At 67.9% G+C, this 20,037-nt stretch carries 16 protein-coding genes and 3 pseudogenes; 7 read left to right on the top strand and 12 right to left on the bottom strand.

What is annotated here, in order from left to right:
• Window positions 1-13 precede the first annotated feature (13 nt).
• Together OG322_RS25720 and lepA are read right to left on the bottom strand one after the other, a co-directional pair.
• The gene (locus OG322_RS25720; protein WP_123470911.1) at window positions 14-1,903 is read right to left on the bottom strand and encodes an AMP-dependent synthetase/ligase; all 1,890 of its coding nucleotides are present in this window, start codon (window positions 1,901-1,903) and stop codon (window positions 14-16) included.
• 272 nt (window positions 1,904-2,175) lie between these two features.
• Complete coding sequence (gene lepA, locus OG322_RS25715; RefSeq protein WP_078617653.1) at window positions 2,176-4,050, bottom strand: translation elongation factor 4; 1,875 nt, start codon at window positions 4,048-4,050, stop codon at window positions 2,176-2,178.
• Window positions 4,051-4,275: 225 nt separating this feature from the next.
• On the opposite strand from lepA, the gene rpsT reads away from it, so the two are divergent.
• Complete coding sequence (rpsT, locus tag OG322_RS25710) at window positions 4,276-4,542, top strand: 30S ribosomal protein S20 (protein ID WP_123470913.1); 267 nt, start codon at window positions 4,276-4,278, stop codon at window positions 4,540-4,542.
• A 295-nt stretch (window positions 4,543-4,837) separates the two neighbouring features.
• On the opposite strand, the gene holA is transcribed toward rpsT, so the two are convergent.
• Window positions 4,838-5,824, bottom strand: a complete 987-nt coding sequence (gene holA / locus OG322_RS25705) for a DNA polymerase III subunit delta (RefSeq protein ID WP_123470916.1) — start codon at window positions 5,822-5,824, stop codon at window positions 4,838-4,840.
• Window positions 5,825-5,934: 110 nt separating this feature from the next.
• On the opposite strand from holA, the gene OG322_RS25700 reads away from it, so the two are divergent.
• Window positions 5,935-6,180, top strand: a complete 246-nt coding sequence (locus OG322_RS25700) for a hypothetical protein (RefSeq protein WP_123470919.1) — start codon at window positions 5,935-5,937, stop codon at window positions 6,178-6,180.
• A 10-nt stretch (window positions 6,181-6,190) separates the two neighbouring features.
• On the opposite strand, the pseudogene OG322_RS41635 reads toward OG322_RS25700, so the two are convergent.
• Window positions 6,191-6,292: pseudogene (locus tag OG322_RS41635) on the bottom strand (YceI family protein); the annotation flags it as partial.
• 134 nt (window positions 6,293-6,426) lie between these two features.
• Window positions 6,427-7,263 (bottom strand): arylamine N-acetyltransferase family protein, encoded by an 837-nt coding sequence (locus OG322_RS25695; RefSeq protein ID WP_124283979.1) that lies wholly within the window; start codon window positions 7,261-7,263, stop codon window positions 6,427-6,429.
• Between the two features lie 122 nt (window positions 7,264-7,385).
• Here OG322_RS25695 and OG322_RS25690 point away from each other — a divergent pair, with 122 nt between their 5' ends.
• Complete coding sequence (locus OG322_RS25690) at window positions 7,386-7,841, top strand: pyridoxamine 5'-phosphate oxidase family protein (protein ID WP_123471488.1); 456 nt, start codon at window positions 7,386-7,388, stop codon at window positions 7,839-7,841.
• A gap of 8 nt (window positions 7,842-7,849) precedes the next feature.
• Here OG322_RS25690 and OG322_RS25685 read toward each other — a convergent pair.
• Window positions 7,850-8,605, bottom strand: a pseudogene (locus OG322_RS25685) (ComEC/Rec2 family competence protein); the annotation flags it as partial.
• Between the two features lie 629 nt (window positions 8,606-9,234).
• On the opposite strand from OG322_RS25685, the gene OG322_RS25680 reads away from it, so the two are divergent.
• Window positions 9,235-10,296, top strand: a complete 1,062-nt coding sequence (locus OG322_RS25680) for a hypothetical protein (RefSeq protein ID WP_329306992.1) — start codon at window positions 9,235-9,237, stop codon at window positions 10,294-10,296.
• A gap of 15 nt (window positions 10,297-10,311) precedes the next feature.
• On the opposite strand, the gene OG322_RS25675 is transcribed toward OG322_RS25680, so the two are convergent.
• Complete coding sequence (locus OG322_RS25675; protein WP_329306991.1) at window positions 10,312-10,965, bottom strand: hypothetical protein; 654 nt, start codon at window positions 10,963-10,965, stop codon at window positions 10,312-10,314.
• A gap of 514 nt (window positions 10,966-11,479) precedes the next feature.
• Between OG322_RS25675 and OG322_RS25670 the strand changes: the two genes are divergently transcribed.
• The 3 genes from OG322_RS25670 (at window position 11,480) to OG322_RS25660 (ending at window position 15,003) form a co-directional block, all read left to right on the top strand.
• On the top strand, window positions 11,480-13,009 hold the full coding sequence (locus OG322_RS25670; protein ID WP_329306990.1) for a B12-binding domain-containing radical SAM protein: 1,530 nt from the start codon (window positions 11,480-11,482) through the stop codon (window positions 13,007-13,009).
• Window positions 12,901-13,650 (top strand): LysE family translocator, encoded by a 750-nt coding sequence (locus OG322_RS25665; protein ID WP_123471830.1) that lies wholly within the window; start codon window positions 12,901-12,903, stop codon window positions 13,648-13,650. The genes OG322_RS25670 and OG322_RS25665 overlap by 109 nt, the downstream gene beginning before the upstream one ends.
• A 279-nt stretch (window positions 13,651-13,929) precedes the next feature.
• Entirely contained in the window at window positions 13,930-15,003 is a 1,074-nt protein-coding gene (locus OG322_RS25660; protein ID WP_260147641.1) for a tyrosine-type recombinase/integrase, read from the top strand.
• 61 nt (window positions 15,004-15,064) lie between these two features.
• Here the strand turns inward: OG322_RS25660 and OG322_RS25655 are convergent, their stop codons facing one another.
• The 5 genes and pseudogenes from OG322_RS25655 to OG322_RS25635 form a co-directional block, all read right to left on the bottom strand.
• The gene (locus tag OG322_RS25655) at window positions 15,065-15,271 is read right to left on the bottom strand and encodes a hypothetical protein (protein ID WP_123471832.1); all 207 of its coding nucleotides are present in this window, start codon (window positions 15,269-15,271) and stop codon (window positions 15,065-15,067) included.
• A gap of 2 nt (window positions 15,272-15,273) precedes the next feature.
• Window positions 15,274-15,477 (bottom strand): Thoeris anti-defense Tad2 family protein, encoded by a 204-nt coding sequence (locus OG322_RS25650; RefSeq protein WP_123471834.1) that lies wholly within the window; start codon window positions 15,475-15,477, stop codon window positions 15,274-15,276.
• A gap of 401 nt (window positions 15,478-15,878) precedes the next feature.
• Complete coding sequence (locus OG322_RS25645; protein ID WP_260147642.1) at window positions 15,879-18,929, bottom strand: Tn3 family transposase; 3,051 nt, start codon at window positions 18,927-18,929, stop codon at window positions 15,879-15,881.
• A 139-nt stretch (window positions 18,930-19,068) separates the two neighbouring features.
• A pseudogene (locus OG322_RS25640) lies at window positions 19,069-19,630 on the bottom strand (transposase); the annotation flags it as partial.
• A gap of 33 nt (window positions 19,631-19,663) precedes the next feature.
• The gene (locus OG322_RS25635) at window positions 19,664-19,945 is read right to left on the bottom strand and encodes a helix-turn-helix domain-containing protein (protein WP_329306989.1); all 282 of its coding nucleotides are present in this window, start codon (window positions 19,943-19,945) and stop codon (window positions 19,664-19,666) included.
• Window positions 19,946-20,037 lie beyond the last annotated feature (92 nt).

Genomic DNA, 20,037 nt, shown 5'->3' with positions numbered 1-20,037 from the left:
TGACGGGCCGCCGTCACGCCTCGCGGGAGCCCGCGTACATGTCCTCGATCAGGTTCTTGTAGGCGCGCTCGACGACCGGCCGCTTCAGCTTGAGGCTGGGCGTCACCTCACCGTGCTCGATGTCGAGGTCGCGCGGGAGCAGCCGGAACTTCTTGATGGTCTGCCAGCGCTGGAGCCCCTCGTTGAGGGTCTTCACATAGCCGTCGATGAGCTCGACGGTCCGCGGGGAGGCCACGACGTCCGCGTACGACTTGCCCTCCATGCCGTTCTCGGCGGCCCAGCCGAGGATGGTCGGCTCGTCGAGGGCGATCAGCGCGCTGCAGAAGTTACGGTCCGCGCCGTGCACCAGGATGTTGGAGACGAACGGGCACACCGCCTTGAACTGGCCCTCGACCTCGGCCGGGGCGATGTACTTGCCGCTGGAGGTCTTGATCAGGTCCTTCTTGCGGTCGGTGATCCGCAGATAGCCGTCCACGGACAGCTCGCCGATGTCGCCGGTGTGGAACCAGCCATCGGCCTCCAGCACCTCGGCGGTCTTCTCCGGCAGCCCCTGGTAGCCCTGCATCAGACCGGGGCCGCGCAGCATGATCTCGCCGTCGTCCGCGATCCTTACCTCGGTGCCGGGGAGCGGCTTGCCGACCGTGCCGGTGCGGTACGCCTCGCCCGGGTTGACGAAGGAGGCGGCGCTGGTCTCGGTGAGGCCGTAGCCCTCCAGGATGTGGATCCCGGCGCCCGCGAAGAAGAAGCCGATGTCGGGTGCGAGGGCCGCGGAGCCGGAGACGCAGGCGCGGAGCCGGCCGCCGAAGGCCTCGCGGATCTTCGCGAAGACGAGGGCGTCGGCGACCTTGTGCTTGGCGCCGAGCGCAAAGGGCACGGAGGCGGTGCCGGTGCGCCGGAAGTTGTCCTGGGAGACCTTCGCGTACTCACGGGCGACCTCTGCCGCCCACTGGAAGATCTTGTACTTGGCCCCGCCGCCGGCGCGCGCCTTGGCCGCGACGCCGTTGTAGACCTTCTCGAAGATACGGGGGACGGCGGCCATGTACGTCGGCTGGACGACCGGCAGGTTCTCGATGATCTTGTCGACCCGGCCGTCGACGGCGGTGACGTGGCCCACCTCGATCTGGCCGGAGGTGAGGACCTTGCCGAAGACGTGCGCGAGCGGCAGCCAGAGGTACTGGACGTCGTCCTCGCTGATCAGCCCGGTGGAGACGGTGGCCTTGGCCATGTACGACCAGTTGTCGTGCGGCAGCCGTACGCCCTTGGGACGGCCGGTGGTGCCCGAGGTGTAGATCAGGGTCGCGAGCTGCTCGGGGGTGATGGCGTCGACCCGCTCGGTGATCGCGGCCGGGTTCTTCGCCAGGTGCTCGGCGCCCCGGGCCTCCAGGTCGGCCAGCGTGAGCACCCAGCCCTCGGGGTCGCCCTCGGCGGGTCCGGTGCCCTCGGCGTCGATGACGACGACATGGGCGAGGTTCGGCAGCTCGGCGCGGCGCTCACGAGCCTTGGCCAGTTGTCCGGCGTCCTCGGCGATCAGTACCCGGCTCTCGGAGTCGGAGAGGATGAACGCCGACTCCTCCGCGTTGGTCGAGGGGTAGATCGTGGTGGTCGCGGCGCCCGCGCACATGACGCCGAGGTCGACGAGGATCCACTCGACCCGGGTACTGGCGGCGAGCGCGATGCGCTCCTCCGGCTGCACCCCCAGAGAGATCAGCCCGGCCCCGATGGCGTACACCCGCTCGGCGGCCTGCGCCCAGCTGAGCGACTTCCACTCGTCGGCGCCCCGGCTGTCGGCCGCGGGGACGGGGTAGCGGTAGGCCTCCGCGTCCGGGGTGGCGGCCACCCGGTCGATGAAGAGGGTCGCCACGGACGGCGGACGGTTCTCGATCATGGTCTGTGTGTCGCTCACGACATCCTCCGGGCCTACGGCAGTGCTTCACGACCGGCTGCTGGTTCGCGGCTTGCTCTCCGCGTATGTCTGGGTGCTTGGTCCTGCTTGATCGCGCTTGTTTAACTGGCGAGTAACTACGAAGCCGTGATCAGGGTAGAGCGCCCGGGTCCGCCGCGTAAGGGGCAATCGGACCCCGCTTCATAACGAACGGGCCCCCGCGCCGCAGCGTTCTGCGATGCGGGGGCCCGTTCGGTCTACCGATCAGTAGGTTCGGCATGCGGGGGACGGGACTACTTCTTGGCCTTGCTCTCCCCGGCGGACTCGTCCGTCGACAGCACGGAGATGAACGCGTCCTGCGGCACCTCCACGTTGCCGACCATCTTCATCCGCTTCTTGCCTTCCTTCTGCTTCTCCAGCAGCTTCCGCTTACGGGAGATGTCACCGCCGTAGCACTTGGCGAGGACGTCCTTGCGGATGGCGCGGACGGTCTCACGGGCGATGACCCGGGAGCCGATGGCCGCCTGGATCGGCACCTCGAAGTTCTGCCGCGGGATCAGCTTCTGCAGCTTGGCGACGAGCCGGACGCCGTACGCGTACGCCTTGTCCTTGTGCGTCACCGCGGAGAACGCGTCGACCTTGTCGCCGTGCAGCAGGATGTCGACCTTGACGAGCTCGGCGGACTGCTCGCCGGTGGGCTCGTAGTCGAGCGAGGCGTAGCCGCGGGTCTTGGACTTCAGCTGGTCGAAGAAGTCGAAGACGATCTCGGCGAGCGGCAGGGTGTAGCGGATCTCGACCCGGTCCTCGGAGAGGTAGTCCATGCCCAGGAGCGTGCCGCGGCGCTGCTGGCACAGCTCCATGATCGCGCCGATGAACTCGCTGGGCGCCAGGACCGTGGCCCGGACGACCGGCTCGTGCACCTTGTCGATCTTGCCCTCGGGGAATTCACTCGGGTTGGTGACGGTGTGCTCGCTGCCGTCCTCCATCTCGACCCGGTAGACCACGTTGGGCGCGGTGGCGATGAGGTCGAGGCCGAACTCGCGCTCCAGCCGCTCCCGGACCACGTCGAGGTGGAGCAGGCCGAGGAAGCCGACGCGGAAGCCGAAGCCGAGCGCTGCGGAGGTCTCCGGCTCGTACACCAGGGCGGCGTCGTTGAGCTGGAGCTTGTCGAGGGCCTCGCGCAGGTCCGGGTAGTCCGATCCGTCCAGCGGGTACAGACCCGAGAACACCATCGGCTTGGGGTCCTTGTAGCCGCCCAGCGCCTCGGTCGCCCCCTTGTTCAGGGAGGTGATCGTGTCACCGACCTTGGACTGCCGGACGTCCTTCACACCGGTGATGATGTAGCCGACCTCACCCACTCCGATGCCGTCGGACGGGGTCATCTCCGGGGAGGAGACACCGATCTCCAGCAGCTCGTGGGTGGCGCCCGTGGACATCATCCGGATGCGCTCGCGCTTGTTCAGCGAGCCGTCCACGACACGGACGTACGTCACGACGCCGCGGTACGAGTCGTAGACCGAGTCGAAGATCATCGCGCGGGCCGGGGCATCGGCCTTGCCGACGGGCGCCGGGACGTCCCTGACCACCCGGTTCAGCAGCGCGTCCACGCCGACACCGGTCTTCGCGGAGACCTTGAGCACGTCCTCGGGCTGGCAGCCGATGAGGTTGGCGAGCTCCTCGGAGAACTTCTCGGGCTGGGCGGCCGGCAGGTCGATCTTGTTCAGCACCGGGACGATGGTGAGGTCGTTCTCCATCGCCAGGTACAGGTTGGCGAGGGTCTGGGCCTCGATGCCCTGCGCGGCGTCGACCAGCAGGACCGTGCCCTCACAGGCCGCGAGCGACCGGGAGACCTCATAGGTGAAGTCGACGTGCCCCGGGGTGTCGATCATGTTGAGGACGTGGGTGCTGCCCTGGTCCTCGCCGACGGTGGGCGCCCAGGGCAGCCGAACCGCCTGGGACTTGATGGTGATGCCACGCTCGCGCTCGATGTCCATCCGGTCGAGGTACTGAGCGCGCATCTGCCGCTGGTCGACCACACCGGTCAGCTGGAGCATCCGGTCGGCGAGGGTCGACTTGCCGTGGTCGATGTGCGCGATGATGCAGAAATTGCGGATCAGCGCCGGGTCGGTACGGCTCGGCTCGGGCACGTGGAGAGGAGTCGCGGGCACGCAGGGTCCTGATTCTTGAGACGCCGAACGCCGTGTCTCGGGTCGATGTCGGGTCGGTCGGATCTGTACTCGGATCTGTACGTAGCTCCCATCGTCCCACGCCTGCGGAGCGGAGACCGGTTTGGGCCGGTCGGAGCGCGGCTGCTACCGTGGACAGCTGTGCCTCGTGGCTTTCCGGCCGCAGGGCGCACATCGAAGATCCAACGAACCTGAAAAGGCTCTTTCGTGGCGAACATCAAGTCCCAGATCAAGCGGAACAAGACCAACGAGAAGGCGCGCCTGCGCAACAAGGCCGTCAAGTCGTCGCTCAAGACCGCAATCCGCAAGGCCCGCGAGGCCGTCGTTGCGGGCGACGCCGAGAAGGCCAACGTGGCCGTCCGCGACGCCTCCCGTGCGCTCGACAAGGCTGTCTCGAAGGGTGTCATCCACAAGAACGCCGCCGCCAACAAGAAGTCGGCGCTGGCCACCAAGGTTGCCACCCTCCAGGGCTGAGCATTCCCGATGTGATCGCCGGAACGGAACCAGCGGGCCCTCTCTCCCGCTCCTGACCGGCACCCCGCGCCGCACACCGAACCTGCGTTCGCCACGCGGGTGCGGCGCACCAAGCACAGACCGAAGGCCCCTGCCGTTCCCCTCCCCAGGGCGACGACAGGGGCCTTCGTCATGCGCGCACGGCGGGGCAGGGCAGCGTTCTGAGCCCAGGTTCGAGCCCGTCCGGCGGTTGGGGACAACGCGGCCGGCCGAACGAACCCGGCCCCCCGTCCCGCCCGGGGCCACCTGCTGCCCGCTAGCGCCCCGTCCGCGCGGCGCGCGCCACCGCGACCACGGCCTTCTCCAGCGCGTACGCCGGATCGTCCCCGCCCCCCTTGACCCCCGCATCCGCCTCCGCGACCGCCCGCAGCGCCACCGCGACCCCGTCCGGCGTCCAGCCACGCATCTGCTGACGCACCCGGTCGATCTTCCACGGCGGCATCCCCAGCTCACGGGCGAGGTCAGCCGGCCGCCCCCCGCGCGCCGACGACAGCTTGCCGATCGCCCGCACGCCCTGCGCGAGCGCGCTGGTGATCAGGACGGCCGCCACTCCGGTCGAAAGCGACCAGCGCAGGGCCTCCAGCGCCTCCGCGGCCCGCCCCTCGACCGCCCGGTCGGCGACCGTGAAGCTCGACGCCTCCGCGCGCCCCGTGTAGTAGCGCCCGACGACCGCCTCGTCGATCGTGCCCTCGACGTCCGCGACGAGCTGCGACACGGCACTCGCCAGCTCCCGCAGATCGCTGCCGATGGAATCGACCAGCGACTGGCACGCCTCGGGCGTCGCCGAGCGCCCCAGCGCCCGGAACTCACCCCGTACGAAGGAGAGCCGCTCCGCCGGCTTGGTGGTCTTCGGGCAGGCGACCTCCCGCGCCCCCGCCTTGCGCGCCGCGTCCAGCAGTCCCTTGCCCTTGGCACCGCCCGCGTGCAGCAGCACGAGCGTGATCTCCTCGACCGGGTCGTCCAGGTACTTCTTGACGTCCTTGACCGTGTCGGCGGAGAGATCCTGCGCACTGCGCACGATCACCACCTTGCGCTCGGCGAAGAGCGACGGGCTCGTCAGCTCGGCAAGCGTGCCCGGCTGGAGCTGATCGGACGTGAGGTCACGGACATCCGTGTCGGCGTCGGAGGCGCGGGCCGCCGCCACCACCTGCTGCACGGCGCGGTCCAGGAGCAGGTCCTCCTGGCCCACGGCGAGCGTGAGCGGGGCGAGCGGGTCGTCGGTGGAATTCCTTCTGGTGGCCATCGCCGTCCAGCATCCCACGCGCCACGGACAACCCGGCCGGGCGCTGCACGGACACCGCTGCGGGGGACACCGCCGCACGTGCACCGCCGCACGTACCGGAGAATGGGCGGGTGAGCGATGTGAGACATGTACTGGTGCTGCCCGACCGCGACACGGCACAGGAGGTGGCGGGCGAGCTGTCCGACCGGTTCGGGGTCACCGAGGAGCCGCAACTCGTGCGCGACGCGCTGGCCGGCGAAGACGACGCCGAGGACGCCCAGTGGCTGGTGGTCGTGGAGGACCCGTACCGACGACTGGACTCCGCGGCGCTGGATGTGTTCGCCGCGGAGTACGGGGGGTGGCTGGAGGCCCCGTAGAGCCTCGGGCTCAGCCCTTCGGCACGATCTGGTCGTCCGGGCCGATGGAGATGCTGGAGCCGACGGCGGCGATCCCGCGGGCCGGCACGGTCTGCCAGGTGAGGGTGAGGTCTCAGCTGAGGACACCGGCCGATTCCGGCGGGGACGCCGCCGCGCGCGGCACCCGTCGCTCCCTTGTTTCCGAGCCAACGGCCGATGTTTGCGAGCCAACGGCCGAACATCTTCACGTACTCCCGGAGGGCGCATTCACGTTCGCGCGGACGCACCGGCCCCGCGAACGGCGGGCAGCCGGTCGAGACGCAGTCCGAAGTGCTCGTGGTAGGCGGCGAGCACCTCGTCGTCGCTTCCCAACGGTGTCTCGTGGCGCTCGGCGCCCACCGTCGTGACGAGCTTCCGGCCGCTGAGCGTGATCCGGCCGGCGGCGGTGAAACGGGAGCAGACCGGGGCCCGGGTGAAGCCGGAGTCGGGTGAGGTGCGGTGGTACCAGGCGCCGGCCCGGAAGTCGGCCAGCGCCCGGGGCCGCGGGTCCAGACGGAACTGCGGCGCACCGTCACGCAGCACCTCGACGTCCCCGTAGTCCTCGCCGTCCTCGGCCGCCTCGGCGGGAGCCCGCCTGATCCGGAAGGTGCCGCGTGGGTCCTCCTGGTCCGTGCGGTCGTCGAGTGCGAGCGGATGCTGGGCGTGGTCACCGAAGCCGACGTCCGCCAGCCACGGGCCGGTGCCGTCGTCCGTCCCCACCCGGAGGGCCAGGTGGTCGTAGGGAATGCCGAGCTTCCCGTCGTCGCCGTGGACCCGGGCCTGGAGCAGCGCGACCTCGAAGCCCAGCTCCCGCAGCAACGCGGCGAAGGCCCCGTTGAGTTCGTAGCAGAACCCGCCTCGGCGGCCCGCCACGATCTTGTCGAGAAGTGTCTGCTCCTCCAGCACGATGTCCTCGCCGAGATGGATCGAGAGGTTCTCGAAGGGCACGGCGGTGAGGTGGCGCAGTTGCAGCTCGCGCAGTGCCGCCGCGTCGGGGCGGTCGGGCCTGGTGGCGCCGATGCGTGCCAGGTAGGAGTCGACGGTGTGCGGCAGGTGCGGGTCCATACCGGCAGTCTGTCCCGGGGCGCGGCGGCCCGCCATGAGCCGTCGGTCCTAGGACCGATGGCGGAGCCACGGCGCCGCGCGAGCCCGCCGGGGCCGGCGGGACAGCCTCTAACATGCGGGACATGACGAAGCAGAAGCCGGCCCGCAGCCGGGAGCAGCGCAAGCAGGATGTGCTCGATCGCCTGGAGAAGGACGAGGACGCCTGGGTGTCCACCGCCTCGCCGGACGGGGTGCCGACCCTGGTGCCGCTGTCGTTCGTATGGGACCGGGGGACGCTGCTCATGGCCACCCGGCGCACCAACCCCACCGCGGTCAACGTGACACCGGCCGGGCACGCCCGGATCGCCGTGGGCCACACCCGTGATGTGGTCCTCATCGAGGCCACGGCCGAGGTGATCGAGGGGGCGGACCTCGCCACTCAGTCGGGCGACGCCTTCGCCTCCAAGCTCAACTGGGACCTGCGGGGCCGTCAGGCCTGGGTGTACCTGCGCTTCACTCCGACCGCGGTCAAGGCGTGGCGGGAGGAGAACGAGCTGGCCGGCCGCGAACTGATGGCCGAAGGACGGTGGCTGGACTGAGCGCACGGTCACGACCGGCCCACCGCCCGCAGCCCCGGCCCGGCGCCCGTCACAGCGATCGCGCCGTCCCTGTCGGTACGGAGCACCACCGCTCCCCCGGCCCTGAGCGCATCGACCGTACGGGCGGCCGGATGCCCGTACGGGTTGTCCCGGCCGACACTGACCAGGGCGAACCTCGGATGCGCAGTCCGCAGCAGGGCGGCGTCCTGATGTGCGGAGCCATGATGGGCGACCTTGAGCACATCCACTCGCGGGAGCGCCGGGTAACTGTGCAACAGCCCCTGCTGGGCCGGTGGTTCGAGGTCGCCGGGGAGCAGCAGAGTGAGTCCGCCGGCCCGGACGAACAGGGTGACGCTGGCATCATTGGGCTCCTGCAGTACGGGACCGGCCGCCGGACCCGCCGACGCACCGCCCACCGGCCACAGCACCTGCCAGTCGAGCGCGCCGATCCGTCGCCGCTCACCGGGGACGGCCCGCACCACAGGGATACGCGCTGCCGCGGCCGTTCTCGTCACGAACGCGGCCTGTTCCGGCGGTTCGTCCAGGCTCGTCGTCTGGATCGCGCCCACCGCCCTGCCCCGCAGCACACCGGGCAGGCCCCGGACATGGTCGGCGTGAAAATGGGTCAGCAGCAACAACGGGACCCGGGTGATTCCCAGGTCGCGCAGGCACCGGTCGGCGAGCCGGGGATCCGGGCCGGTGTCGACCACCACACCCGAGCCGGGCCCCGCCGCGAGCACCAGCGCATCGCCCTGACCCACGTCTTCTCTGTCAAGAGTGAGCGTGTTGCGCTCTCACTTCCTCAGCCCTCGCCAATCTCACTGCACGCGCCAAACCGCACTCACGAACTGTAACCATCGACCCCTCACCTACCCTCCTGACTGTCCCGTAAATGATCTTCGGCTGGGTGTGGACGTGGTTGGTGGCCAGTCCGATTGCTCGCCTATCCGGCGAGGTTGAGGTTGTGGAGGCGGGCGATGCCGAGCATGGCGTGGTGGACGACGGCGCCTTTTGTGACAACGCAGCACAGTTGGCAAATCAGCAAGCTTGTTGGCAAACGAGGCCCACGTCCCTCATTCGTTACTCTGCGAAGCGACCTTGGCCACCCTGATCGGCGTCGGCCACACCGTCCGGGACGCCGTCCGCGAGGTCGCCGACCTGCTCACGCAGGTAACGTGAGCTGCCCGCCGCACTGTCACCGCCCTGTTCACCAATCGCGCACAGCTCCCCCTTGTCAGTGACACCAGCGATACTGCTTCCGACAGCGCTGTGGGCAGGGGGATGCGCGAGCATGCAGACAGATGACTTCTTTCGCGGCACTGAGCACGTGGACTGGCCTGACCTCAGGCCGGGTGAATGGGTGTGTCAGCTGTGGGAGCTGGATGTTGAGCTGATGGAATCCTTGCGGTTCGGTCCTCTGCCCGCCCACCCGGACCTGGACGTAGCCGTGGCCCTGACCCGGTTGCTGCACGAAGACTTCGTCGCCAGGGGCACAAGCCATGACGAACGCATGAACGACGACGAAGCCGTACTCGCCGTCAAAGCGCACCGGGCGGTCCTCGATCGCCTGGGCCTCGAGCGGCCGCAGTTGCCGTTCCGCCATCACAGCGGCTTCCACGACTACTGGCGCAAGAACGACATGTCGGGGGGTGGCGGCTGGCAGGCGCGCCGCGAGTGCATCGAAGAGCTGCTGGGGCCGACAAGGCAGGCTTTGGAGGACCTGCAGGAGGCCGAGTACGAGCAGCGCTTTAGGAACGGCCCCCGTGGCACCTTCAAAAATCTCATCTTCGCGGCCGTCGGCCCGAAGCCGCAGATCGTGCTGCGGGATGCGGTGAGCAACGAGGTGGAGATTGTCCGGAACGCCGACAACTGCCTCGTGTACAAGGACCCGCTGCCGGCACAGGGCCTGACCTGGCGACAGATGGTCGCCTGGTGGCAGGCGCACCACATGCCGGACGCCGAGGAGCCGGAGGCTGCCGAGGCCCTGTACCGGCGGCTGTACCGCTCACTGGATTCCCTGCCGGAGCAGACGGTCCTGCGCACGTACTGCACCCGCTACGCCGAACCCGACGGGTTTGACCTGCCCGCCCTTATTCCGCAGGTCTACCTGCACTACGACCCCTACACCCGCAAGAGCGGCGGACACAGCGGTGCTCTGCACCGCGAGCGTATGGACTTCCTACTGCTGGCCCCCGACCGCTCCCGCATCGTGATCGAGGTGGACGGCGCCCACCACTACGGCACCAAGAATCCCACCGGCGCGGACGGCCGCACCACGTACACCGCCTCGCCCAGGCTGTACTCGGAGATGGTCGCCGAGGACCGCCGTCTGCGGCTGGCCGGCTATGAGATCTACCGCTTCGGCGGCTGGGAACTCACTCGGCCCGACAGCCCGCAGCTCATCTCCGACTTCTTCACCGAGCTCCTCACCCGCCACAAGAAACCGACACCGTAGCGACGGCGCAGCGCGTCAATAGCCGGCCCTGTCCATGGCCTCCATGTACTCGATCTGCCAGTTCTCGTACTCACCGAGATGAGCCGAGTAGCCGCCCCACAGCAGGTGCGCGAGCTTGTGCAGCTCGTTCACCTGCTCGTAGAAGTTGACGTTCTGCTGCACGGGACGGGCGGGAGCCCGGCCCGTGCCGTGGCCGACCACGGCGTACCGGTAGGTCTCCCCTGATGCATCCTCGCTGTCCAGCCAGGTGAGCTGGCTCCAGGAATCCGGATCGATGCGCTGTTCCACCTTGGGCAGGTCCAGCAGGGCCAGGTACCGGTTGAGACAGTCCGCCAGTTTTCTGATGTTATGCGTGCGCAGACGCTTGTCCAACTGATGGGCGCTGAGGTCTTCTTCTCCTGCGTAGCCCTCGCGCAGGGCGCACTGGGCGGCCTTGCGGATCAGCCACTTCAGCGACAGTTCGATGCTGTGTCGGTAGTTGTAGAGGATCGGGAGGGGCATCCGGTCGTCCGGGCCGTGGGTGATCCAGTGTCGGGCGGCGGTCTCGGCCACTCTCAGATAGCCGCCAGCAAGGGCCAGATCGTCCTCGCTGGCACCGCCCCAGACAGTAATCTCGGCATTCGCCCAGCGGGGCCGGGGCAGGCTCAACCGGTCTTCTGCTTCTTCCATCCCGTCAGAATGGCAACCGCCTGCCTCGTCCACTACTGCTTTGGCAACTGCCCGGTGCCTCAGCGCCCTTGGACGCCGAGGTCGGCATCGACATTTCCGGGGTCCCGCCGGTAATGCTCCAGGATTGAACGCTAAGGAATGATCTTCGGCATGGCCTCTGTCTGAACCTCGCCACGGCCGCGGTGCCGGGTGCCTGGGTCCCGCACCGCGGCAGTGCAGTGGCCGAGGAGCGGGACGGAAACGAAGCCGTCCTCGTGCCCACAGATGTCCTCGGCGGACAAGGGTCGAGGCAGGTTTTGCGCCTCGAAGGCGGTGTGCGGATATCTCCACCTTGATAGCCGAAAAACGTCCTTGTGCTCGGCAATCAGAGACCGTACATTCGTCAAACTCGTGACGCGCCACAACAGAGCTCGTTGATCAAGGCGACGAAATGCAGTATGCCTGCCGCACGCTCCGCAGCTTGCTATGTGCAGCCCCTCGCCCTACGCAGTTTTCACGCCCACGGAGGTACGCGATGCCCATGAAGGTGCAGCGGGTCCTACTCGTGAACGCAGGTAATGACTCCGATGTCTCCTCGATCGCCAATGACGGCACTTTTCCTGCGTTAGGGGTTGTGTCGCTGGCCACGGTGCTTCGACGTGACCACCCGTTCCTGGAAGTGATCGCGCTCGACGGCCAAATCACGCCGATGAACGAGATCGAACAGCTGATCCGGGATTTTGAACCCGATGTCCTCGGCATAGGTGTACTGGCCACGTCCTACCGCAACACACTCCGGCTGGCTGAGGCGGGCAAGAACGCCGGTGCCATTACCATCCTCGGCAATGATCACGCCGCCGCCATGGCCCGGCAGATCCTTCAGCACCGCGATGCCGTCGACTACGTGTGTGCCGCGGACGTCGGCGAGTTCGCTCTCTCGGCGTTCGTGAGCGCGCTGAATGGAGAGCTCGCCCTGAGGGCCGTTCCGGAGCTGCTGTACCGCACGTCCGACGGCATTGCTCACAACCGCCTGCCCGAGATACCCGTTGATCGGATCAAGAGCGGCGGAGGTGCGCTGGGCAGCGCGGTTCTGGACGCTATCCCTGTTCCGGACCGGTCCCTCATGCTGGACTCGAACTGGGCCCAATACCTGCGCAACTACCTGGACCGCTACGGCGGGATGCACACCGGCGAGGAGGTCACCGGTGTGACAACGATGAACCGTGCCCGCGGCTGTGCACGGGTCAAGGCTCCATGCCACTTCTGCGGCATCATGGACCTCAGCCTGCGCTTCTCCTCCCCTGAGATGTTCTGGGACGACGTGCGCGCAGCGCAGGAGCAAATTGCTGCCTCGATATTCTATGAGGCATTCGACAGCATGAGCAGTTCCCCTCGCTGGGTAAGCAGCCTGGCCGACGCCAAACCGGATGACATCGGCGACCCGAAATTCTTCATCTACACCCAGGCTGCGGAGACCGCGCCCCGACTCGTCAGCCTGTACCAGCAGCTCGGCGTCTACCGGGTCAACATGGGCCTGGAATCGGGCGACACTCGGATGCTCAAACTTCTCAAGGGTCCGTGCGACAGCCTGGAGAACAATCAACGCGCCTGCCGCCTGTTCAAGGAGGCCGGCATTCTCATCCATGGCTCACTGGTTCTCGGCGGACCAGGCGAGAACTATGAGAGCCTGCAGAACACGATTGACTTCTCTCGCTGGCTGATCGATAACGAGATGATGGCCTCTCTGGAGGCAGGACCTCTCTACCCCGACTTCGGCGCGTTGACCGGCCGGTGGCTGATGAACCCGAACCTCGCCAGAGAGGCTGCCAAGGAGAAGGGTTTCGAGATCCTCGACGAAGGACTCCTCGATTCCATGCCATCCAAGTACGGCTCAACCGATTTTGTCGATTTCGATGAGATATCCCAGGACTGGTGCAAGATCTTCAGTCACGCGTCATGGGAAGATCAGATAGCGGCAACCCACACGATCCGGTCCTACGCAGAACGCTGCGGGACCAACACCGGCTCCGGCCGCGTCACGCACACTCAGCTCGGATCAAGCTAGGTCGCCCGGAGAGCCCAATGGTCACCCTTCTATGCGCCACAGTCCTGTCCTGTGCCCTCGTCGTGCTGACTCCGGGGCCCGGAGTGCTGATGGTGCTTCACATCGGCGCCAGCAGCGGCCGACGCCCCAGCGCTTTCTTTGTGGTTGGCCACTTAGCAGGCGATCTCATCTGGGCCGCGCTCGCCTTGATCGCGCTGCGCTGGGTCCAGCTGATTTCGCCCACATTCTTCACCATTCTGACGCTGGCCAGCGCGCTGTACCTGGCTTATCTCGGAGCGCGGGCGCTGGTGGCAGCTCAGGCTCCCCAGGCGGTTATCGCCCTCGCAGACAGTAGGGTCGTACTGCAAGGCGTCGCCTTCGGTATGACCAATCCCAAGAGCTATCCCGTCACATTCGCGATTTTCGCCGCAGTGTTGGGCGACCGGGTCGAACTGCTGACGGTCTCGACGATTCCGCTCTTCGTCGCCGCCAGTGCCCTAGGATGCCTGGCTGCGGGGATGTTGCTGGCCTGGTTTTCCGGACTGGGCGCCGTTCGCCGCTTCTACAACAAGTCGGCGCCGCGGCTTGGCCGGGGAGTAGCACTGGTCTTTTTCGCCTTCGCCGCGTGGTCGCTCGCTCACCTCATCGCTCCCTCGGCGTGATCCGTGCTCTGGAGGTTTTCCGCGCGGGCTTCGGCGCTCAGGGCAGGCAGGGGCTTTGCTGTGCGGTCCTCTCGTCGTCCGGCTCCGCACCGGGTCCGGTTCAGGGTCGGCTTATCAGACTTCCGCCGACTGACGGCCCGTCAGGGTGCTGCCGCGGTAAATGCCGGATTTACTGCGGCGGACCCCTACCGTGATCATCGCGACCTGCGGTGGGCCATTCCGGCCGCCGGGGCGAGGTGTACGCATTTACTGCGGCAGAGCTGGAAGGGCGGGGCGGGCGTGACGATCGAACCAGTGACCGAACTCGGGGCCGGGGGCGCGTTGCGGTTGCCGCGCGCCCGCGTCGTGCCGCTGTCCGCCCCTCCGGCCACGTACACCGCGGCGGTCGACCGGTACTTGACGGGTGCGGGCATCGCGAAGTCCTCCGCGCGGATCTACCGGATCTCGCTCACGACATGGGGGTGGATGCTCGGCGGCGAACCTGCGCCCACCGGACCGGCCCGACGCGGTGCGACGCCGCCCGGTTTCGCGCTGACGGGCCTGGACGATCCGGTGCTGCCTCAGGTACTGGCCGAACTCGCTGCCGCGCGGGCGGACGAGATGGACGCTGACACCGTCAACCGGGAACTGTCGATCGCCCGCAAGGCGATCGGCTGGTGGCAGCGGCAGGGCTGGATCGCATGCGACCCCACCATCGGCATCGAGCGGCGTCCGGCACCGCCGGACCGCACCAAGGCCCTCGCGGAGAACCAGATTGCTGCCCTGTGGCGCCTGGACGTCGCGCTGCGAGACAAGACTCTGTGGAAGATGCTCTACGAATCGGCGGCCCGGGCAGAAGAGATCCTGTGCCTCAACATCGAGGACCTGCACCCAGGCGACAAACGCGGCCGGACCCTGGCCAAGGGCGGCGCCACCGAGTGGGTGCACTGGCAGTCCGGCACCGCCCAGCTGCTGCCCCGCCTCACCGCCGGCCGCAGTCGCGGCCCGCTCTTCCTCACCGGCCGCCGCGCGCCCGCCGGGACGCCCACCCTGGATGTGTGCCCCGAAACGGGCCGGGCCCGCCTGTCGTACCGCCGCGCGGAAGAAGTCTTCGAGACCTCCACCCGGCTGCTGGCCAACCCGCTCGCCCGGCCGGAGGAGGTCGTCGACCTGGACGGATTCACGCTCCACCGGCTCCGCCACAGCGCGCTCACACATGACGCCGAGCGCGGCACGTCCACGCCGATGCTGCTGGCCCGCTCCCGCCACGCCTCTGTCCGCTCCCTGGAGCGGTACGCGCGGCCCGGCGTCGACGCAGTCGCGGCCCACGTCGCCGGCGGCGACCCGGCCGCCCGGCGGGGCGCCCCTCGCTGACCCTTGCGGCGGCCCGCTTCCGGTGCACGGCCCCCAGCATTGCCCGACTGTGGCGGAGCCGTCAGCGCGCGGAGGGCTGCGGCTGCGCGAGAGGTTCGGTGTTCTCCGGGATCGCCAGCTCGTGACCGCAGGAGAAGCGCACGATCCGGTCCAGCGGCTTGAGCAGGGCCTGCTGGGCCGTACCGCAGGATGGGCATAGGGCTGTGTTCCCTCGCAGGTAGGCCGCATGGAAGGCGGTCCACTCAGTGCGGGTCAGTTCTCGCGACATCGTCATCCCTTGTCGCTTCCAGCGTCGATGTCGTGCCAGTCCTCGGCGACCAGTCCGGCGTGCGAGGGCTGTACCCCTACCTGGACGGTGCCGTCGGCGGCCACGAACCGCAGGTGGGCGGCGAGAGTCCGGTCGAGGCTGTCCGGTGTGAGATTCGGCTCCAGGTATACGTACTTGCGAGGCTGGACCCAGCTGCGGCGGGCCATGTGTCAGCCGTCCTTCAGCAGCTCCAGCGCCGCGGAGAAGTCCATGCCCGTGATCGTAGCCTCCCTGTCACCCTGTGTAGACGGGTTCGCGGGGGTGCGAACGTGTCCGCCAGGCTCGGTAGGCGGCTCGCGGCGATGCAGCAGGGCCACGTAGTCGTGGGTGTCACTGGCCCGGAGGGTGAGGAGCCGGAACCCGCCGGGCCGCAGGGTGCCCGCGCGCAGGCGGCCAGCAGCGGCGGCGCGGGGCTGAAGCTGAGGATGCCGAAGACGGAGAGGGCGGCGGTCACGGTGCCCGGTGGCAGGGTGCGCAGGTAGGTGAGTACGTCGGCCTGGACGAACTCGGCGCCGGGTGAGGGAGACGGCCCTTTGCCGTACAAGACGTACCCACGGCCGGCCGCCCGTTACTCCTCCGCGGCGTTCGGGTCCCGCAGTGCCCGCAGCGAACCGTCGCCGTGGCTGCGAACGATGGGGTACCGGCCATGGAAATTAATATGCTCATGGACCAGCGGGGAGAGCCGGGAGCGGATCTCCTGGGAGATGGTCAGCCCGCCGGCCTCCAACTCCTTGACGGCGGCGTCCGTATAGAGGGTGTTCCACCAGACCACCGCATTCAGGGCCATGCCCAGCGCCCCCAGCTGATCCTCCATCCCCTCCCGGTAGGCATGCCTCAGTTCACCGAGCCGTCCGAAGAAGATATTCCGGGCCAGCGCGTGGCGGCCCTCGCCGATGTTCAACTGGACGCCGATCATGCGCCGGTATGCCTCGGAGTCGATGAACTGAAGTAGGTGGAGCGTCTTGAAGATGCGGCCGTAATGCGCGAACGCATCCCCGAGGCCGGTCATCCGGTCTCCGCTGGTCATCATCCGCAACAGGTCGTACGCCCGCACCTTGCCGGTCTGGAGCGAGCCCGCGACGCGGAGCATGTCCTCCCAGTTCTGGCGTATTCGCTCGACCTGCACGCGCTGGCGGGAGACCGGCTGGAGCGGCCCGTAGTCCTTGGCCATGTCCAAGCGCCACAGCCGGGCATCCGAGATGTCGGCGATCCTCGGTGAGAACTGGTAGCCGCAGATCGCGAACAGCCCAAAGACCAGGTCGCTGTACGAACCGGTATCGGTGATGACGATCTCTGGGCGGACCGGGCCGTCGAGGTTGAACATCGCGTCCAGGATGCCGAGCGAATCCCGCAAGGTGCCCGGCATGACGATGCCGCCCAGGCCCATCACACGGTCCGAGACGACGTTGAGCCAGGTCGCTCCGCGCCCGGTGAAGTACTTCCGGTTCGGGCGGGTGTGGATCGAACGCAGGGGTACGTTGAAGCGCATCCCGTCGGCGGAGGCGACATGTCCGCCGCCCCAGTCCGAGGCGATGTCGATATCGCCCTGCCGGGTGACCAGCAGACCGGAGGCGGCACTCATCCCGGGCAGGTTCCAGTAGCCCCAGTCCGCGGCGATCAACCGCGAGCGGGTCAGCGCCTTCTCGCCGGGCTTGATCACCGGTTCGAACCCGATGTTCGTGGACTTGCTGACCAAAAGGGCGGTGAGCGTGAGGTCCAGATCAACGGGGCGGGCGACCTTCCCGCCGATGTGCTCGAAAGAGTCGAACATGCCCGTGCGCGCATGGACTTCCAGCAGCAGCTCCGGATAGTCGATCCTCGGCAGCATCGCCTGCACCGCGTCGTGGACCGGCTTGTATCCGGCGGGCTCGGGCTCCGCCTCAAGCCGGTCCAGGCGGATCTTCCCGTCCACGATGTCCACCGCCGCATTGCCCGGCAGGCCGTCGGCGACGTGCGCGTACATTTCGTCCAGCAGCACTTCGAGCTCGCCCAGGTGCTCCTCCGCACTGCCCGACAGCTCCAGCGCGGTCAGCACCCTGGGCCGGTTGACCTGCCAGTCCGGCCCGGACAGCAGCCGTGCGCGCGGATCACCCCAGTTGTCCGCCCCCTTCGCGAACACGTCCCGGCGCTTGAGCGCGGTGTGCAGGGCCTCCAGCACACAGAACGTCCAGGCATGCTTGTCGATGTACCCGTTCACCGCCAGCAGCGGGTTGCCCAGCACCAGGCGCCGCCACGTGCCGTCCAGCAGCGAGGCGTCGATGTGCTCGGGGCCGGGCTTGCGCCGCGCCTGCACCTTCGGCAGCTCCCGCAGTGCTTCCACGATCGGGGTGCCGGCCTGCGTCGCACCCCAGGGGATCACCTCGGCCAGCAGCGAGGTGAACGGCCGCACCGTCGCGTACCGCTCCAGCAGCTGCTTGCGCCAAGCGGTATCCGCGTCCTCATCGGTGCCCTCGGGCAGCAGCTCGCCAAGCTCCACGATCGCCTTGGCCAGCTCCTCACGGGTAACCAGCTGCTCGATCCGCTCCCACGCCTGGGCCACACTCAGCGGCACAGACTCCGCGTCGTCCTCGCCGCCGTCGCTCTCGATGGGGACGTCGAGAAGAACGGAGACCGCGCTGGCCACCTTCGCCGCCGCCTTCCGCAGCTTCGGCAGCCCCTTCAGCTTCGCCTTGTCCTCCTCGCGCTCCGCGCGGGCCAGCAGCTTCGTAGCCATCAGCACATCGAACAGCGTCAGCGCATCATCGACCGAGGAGCCCTCCAGGTACCGCATTGTGGCCAGCACCGTCGCCGTCCGCCGCGGCTCCGCCAGCCTGCGCAGCGTCGGCGCATGCGCACTCATCCCGTACCGGGCCAGCTCCGCCAGCTTCACCGGCGGCACCCGCCACAAGTCCAGCTCGCCGGACTTCACGCCGTGGATGTCCCGCGTCCGCTCCAACGCGGCCTTTTGGCCCCGCCCCGACACATCCCGCGGGCCCTTGCGCCACCCCTCCAAAACCGAGGTCTGGGCGCCGTCCGGGACGTCGAGGAGCTCCAGCAGCTCACGCCGGAACTCCGGATTCACCGGTGCGTCCACCACCGAGTAGATCAGCGCCTGCTCACCCTTGCGGACCTCGGCGACCAGGTAGGCCAGCGGCGTCAGCCCGGGCAGGAGCACCCGGTTGCGCAACAGCCACGTCACCGCCCGGTCGAACAGTGCCCGCGGCCCCTCGTTCGACACCCACACCCGGCCGGCTATGTGCTCCCGCAGAGCCAGGTCTCCGTCCTCGAAGTCGCGGATCTTCAACAGCTTCCGGATCTCCCGGGCGTGCTCATGCTGGGTCGGCAGCCGCTCCGGGTACAGCTTCAGACACAACGGATCGTCGATCCCCAACTGCTCTGCGACAAACGCGGCCACCCCGGGCGGCATCTCGGCCGGTGCCGACAAGAAGGTGCCCAGCATCCGCACGGTGCCCCACTGCACCGCCCAGCCCAGGCGATTATGCGGCCGCCGTTTGGCTGCCGCCCGCTCCAGCGCCGCCGCGTCCAGCCGGAAGAACTCTTCCAACTCCTGCGCTGACGGCTCCCCGGCGAAGCGTCCGTACCGGGCCATCTGGTCTTCTGAAAGATACTCAATAGTCACAAGGCGTGACGCTAGGCAACAGGCGTCACAGCCGTCCCGCCAGTGATCGAACTGAGACCCTCCAAACCAAGATCATTCCTTAGCGTTCAATCCTGGAGCATTACCGGCGATACCCCTTTCCCGGGAGACGCCGAAATCCTCAGCATCGAGGCGGTCTGCGAGTCGGACGTCTGCCCATCACATTCGGTGACCATGGCTTGCCAACTAACCTGCTGCCTCTTCGCCAACCACGCAGCGACACATCCGTCAGACCAGCGACAAGCTGCGCCGCGATTTGCCAACAAGACTGCGTGGTCACACCTTTGAGGCGGCAGTCCCAGAGGATCTTCCAGGTCTTCATGCGGGCGAAGACGTGCTCGACGCGGGCGCGGACCTGTTTGCGGGACGTGTTGTGGGCCTGTTTCCAGTCCGCAGTTCTTCGCCTTTGCGGCGGCGGTGGGGCATCACGAGCCCTGTGCTCGGATAGCTGCGTCGGCGATGGTCACGGTCGTGCCGACGGCGGCCGTCGCGCCGGACTCCTCCCATGCCTTGCAGTCGTTGCGGTTGCCTGGTAGAGGCCGACCGACCACCACGACGAGCCGGGTGTCGGCGTCGATGACGACCTGGTGGTTGGTGGAGTATCGGTAGTTCTTGGACTGCTCGGCGATGGTGTGGTCGCGGGTGGGTGCCAGGGTGCCGTCCACGATGAGCACGGCGTCCTTGGTAGCCAAAAGGGCGAGCGACACCTGCGCCGATTACTCGCCCCCGCGGCGGGGATTGGTGACATCCGCCGCAGTCGGCGTGTCAAACGGCGCGAGGAGCTGAGACGGCTCCGTCTGCAGACCTTCCGCGATCTGCAAGAGAGTCAGCACACCGGCGTTCCTGCGACCGTGTTCCACGTACACGAGGCCACGAAAGCTGAGGCCGCTAAGTTCGGCGAGCTCCTCAAGGCTGAGACCACGTTCCTCGCGCAATCTGCGGATGTGAACTCCCAGAAGAAGGAGCCGAGGGTCTGGCGGATCGCTGCTCGTGGACACACATCGAGATCAACAGCGATATATTCGCTACACCATGAACAGTTGTGCATAATCGATCCGCAGCACCACCTGGGGCCGCTCGCCTCCAGCTG

This window comes from Streptomyces sp. NBC_01260, from assembly GCF_036226405.1.
Classification (GTDB): Bacteria; Actinomycetota; Actinomycetes; order Streptomycetales; family Streptomycetaceae; genus Streptomyces; species Streptomyces laculatispora.
Note: the sequence above shows the minus strand (reverse complement) of the source record. Positions and strands in the feature narration are given on the sequence as shown.

Bases quoted from the DNA above. Each gene is read 5' to 3' on its own strand.
- OG322_RS25690 (WP_123471488.1), top strand. From the start codon at position 7,386: ATGACGAAGCAGAAGCCGGCCCGCAGCCGGGAGCAGCGCAAGCAGGAT.
- OG322_RS25665 (WP_123471830.1), top strand. From the start codon at position 12,901: ATGGGAAGATCAGATAGCGGCAACCCACACGATCCGGTCCTACGCAGA.
- OG322_RS25655 (WP_123471832.1), bottom strand. From the start codon at position 15,271: ATGTCGCGAGAACTGACCCGCACTGAGTGGACCGCCTTCCATGCGGCC.
- OG322_RS25675 (WP_329306991.1), bottom strand. From the start codon at position 10,965: ATGGAAGAAGCAGAAGACCGGTTGAGCCTGCCCCGGCCCCGCTGGGCG.
- OG322_RS25680 (WP_329306992.1), top strand. From the start codon at position 9,235: ATGGAATCCTTGCGGTTCGGTCCTCTGCCCGCCCACCCGGACCTGGAC.
- holA (WP_123470916.1), bottom strand. From the start codon at position 5,824: ATGGCCACCAGAAGGAATTCCACCGACGACCCGCTCGCCCCGCTCACG.
- OG322_RS25695 (WP_124283979.1), bottom strand. From the start codon at position 7,263: ATGGACCCGCACCTGCCGCACACCGTCGACTCCTACCTGGCACGCATC.
- OG322_RS25650 (WP_123471834.1), bottom strand. From the start codon at position 15,477: ATGGCCCGCCGCAGCTGGGTCCAGCCTCGCAAGTACGTATACCTGGAG.
- OG322_RS25670 (WP_329306990.1), top strand. From the start codon at position 11,480: ATGCCCATGAAGGTGCAGCGGGTCCTACTCGTGAACGCAGGTAATGAC.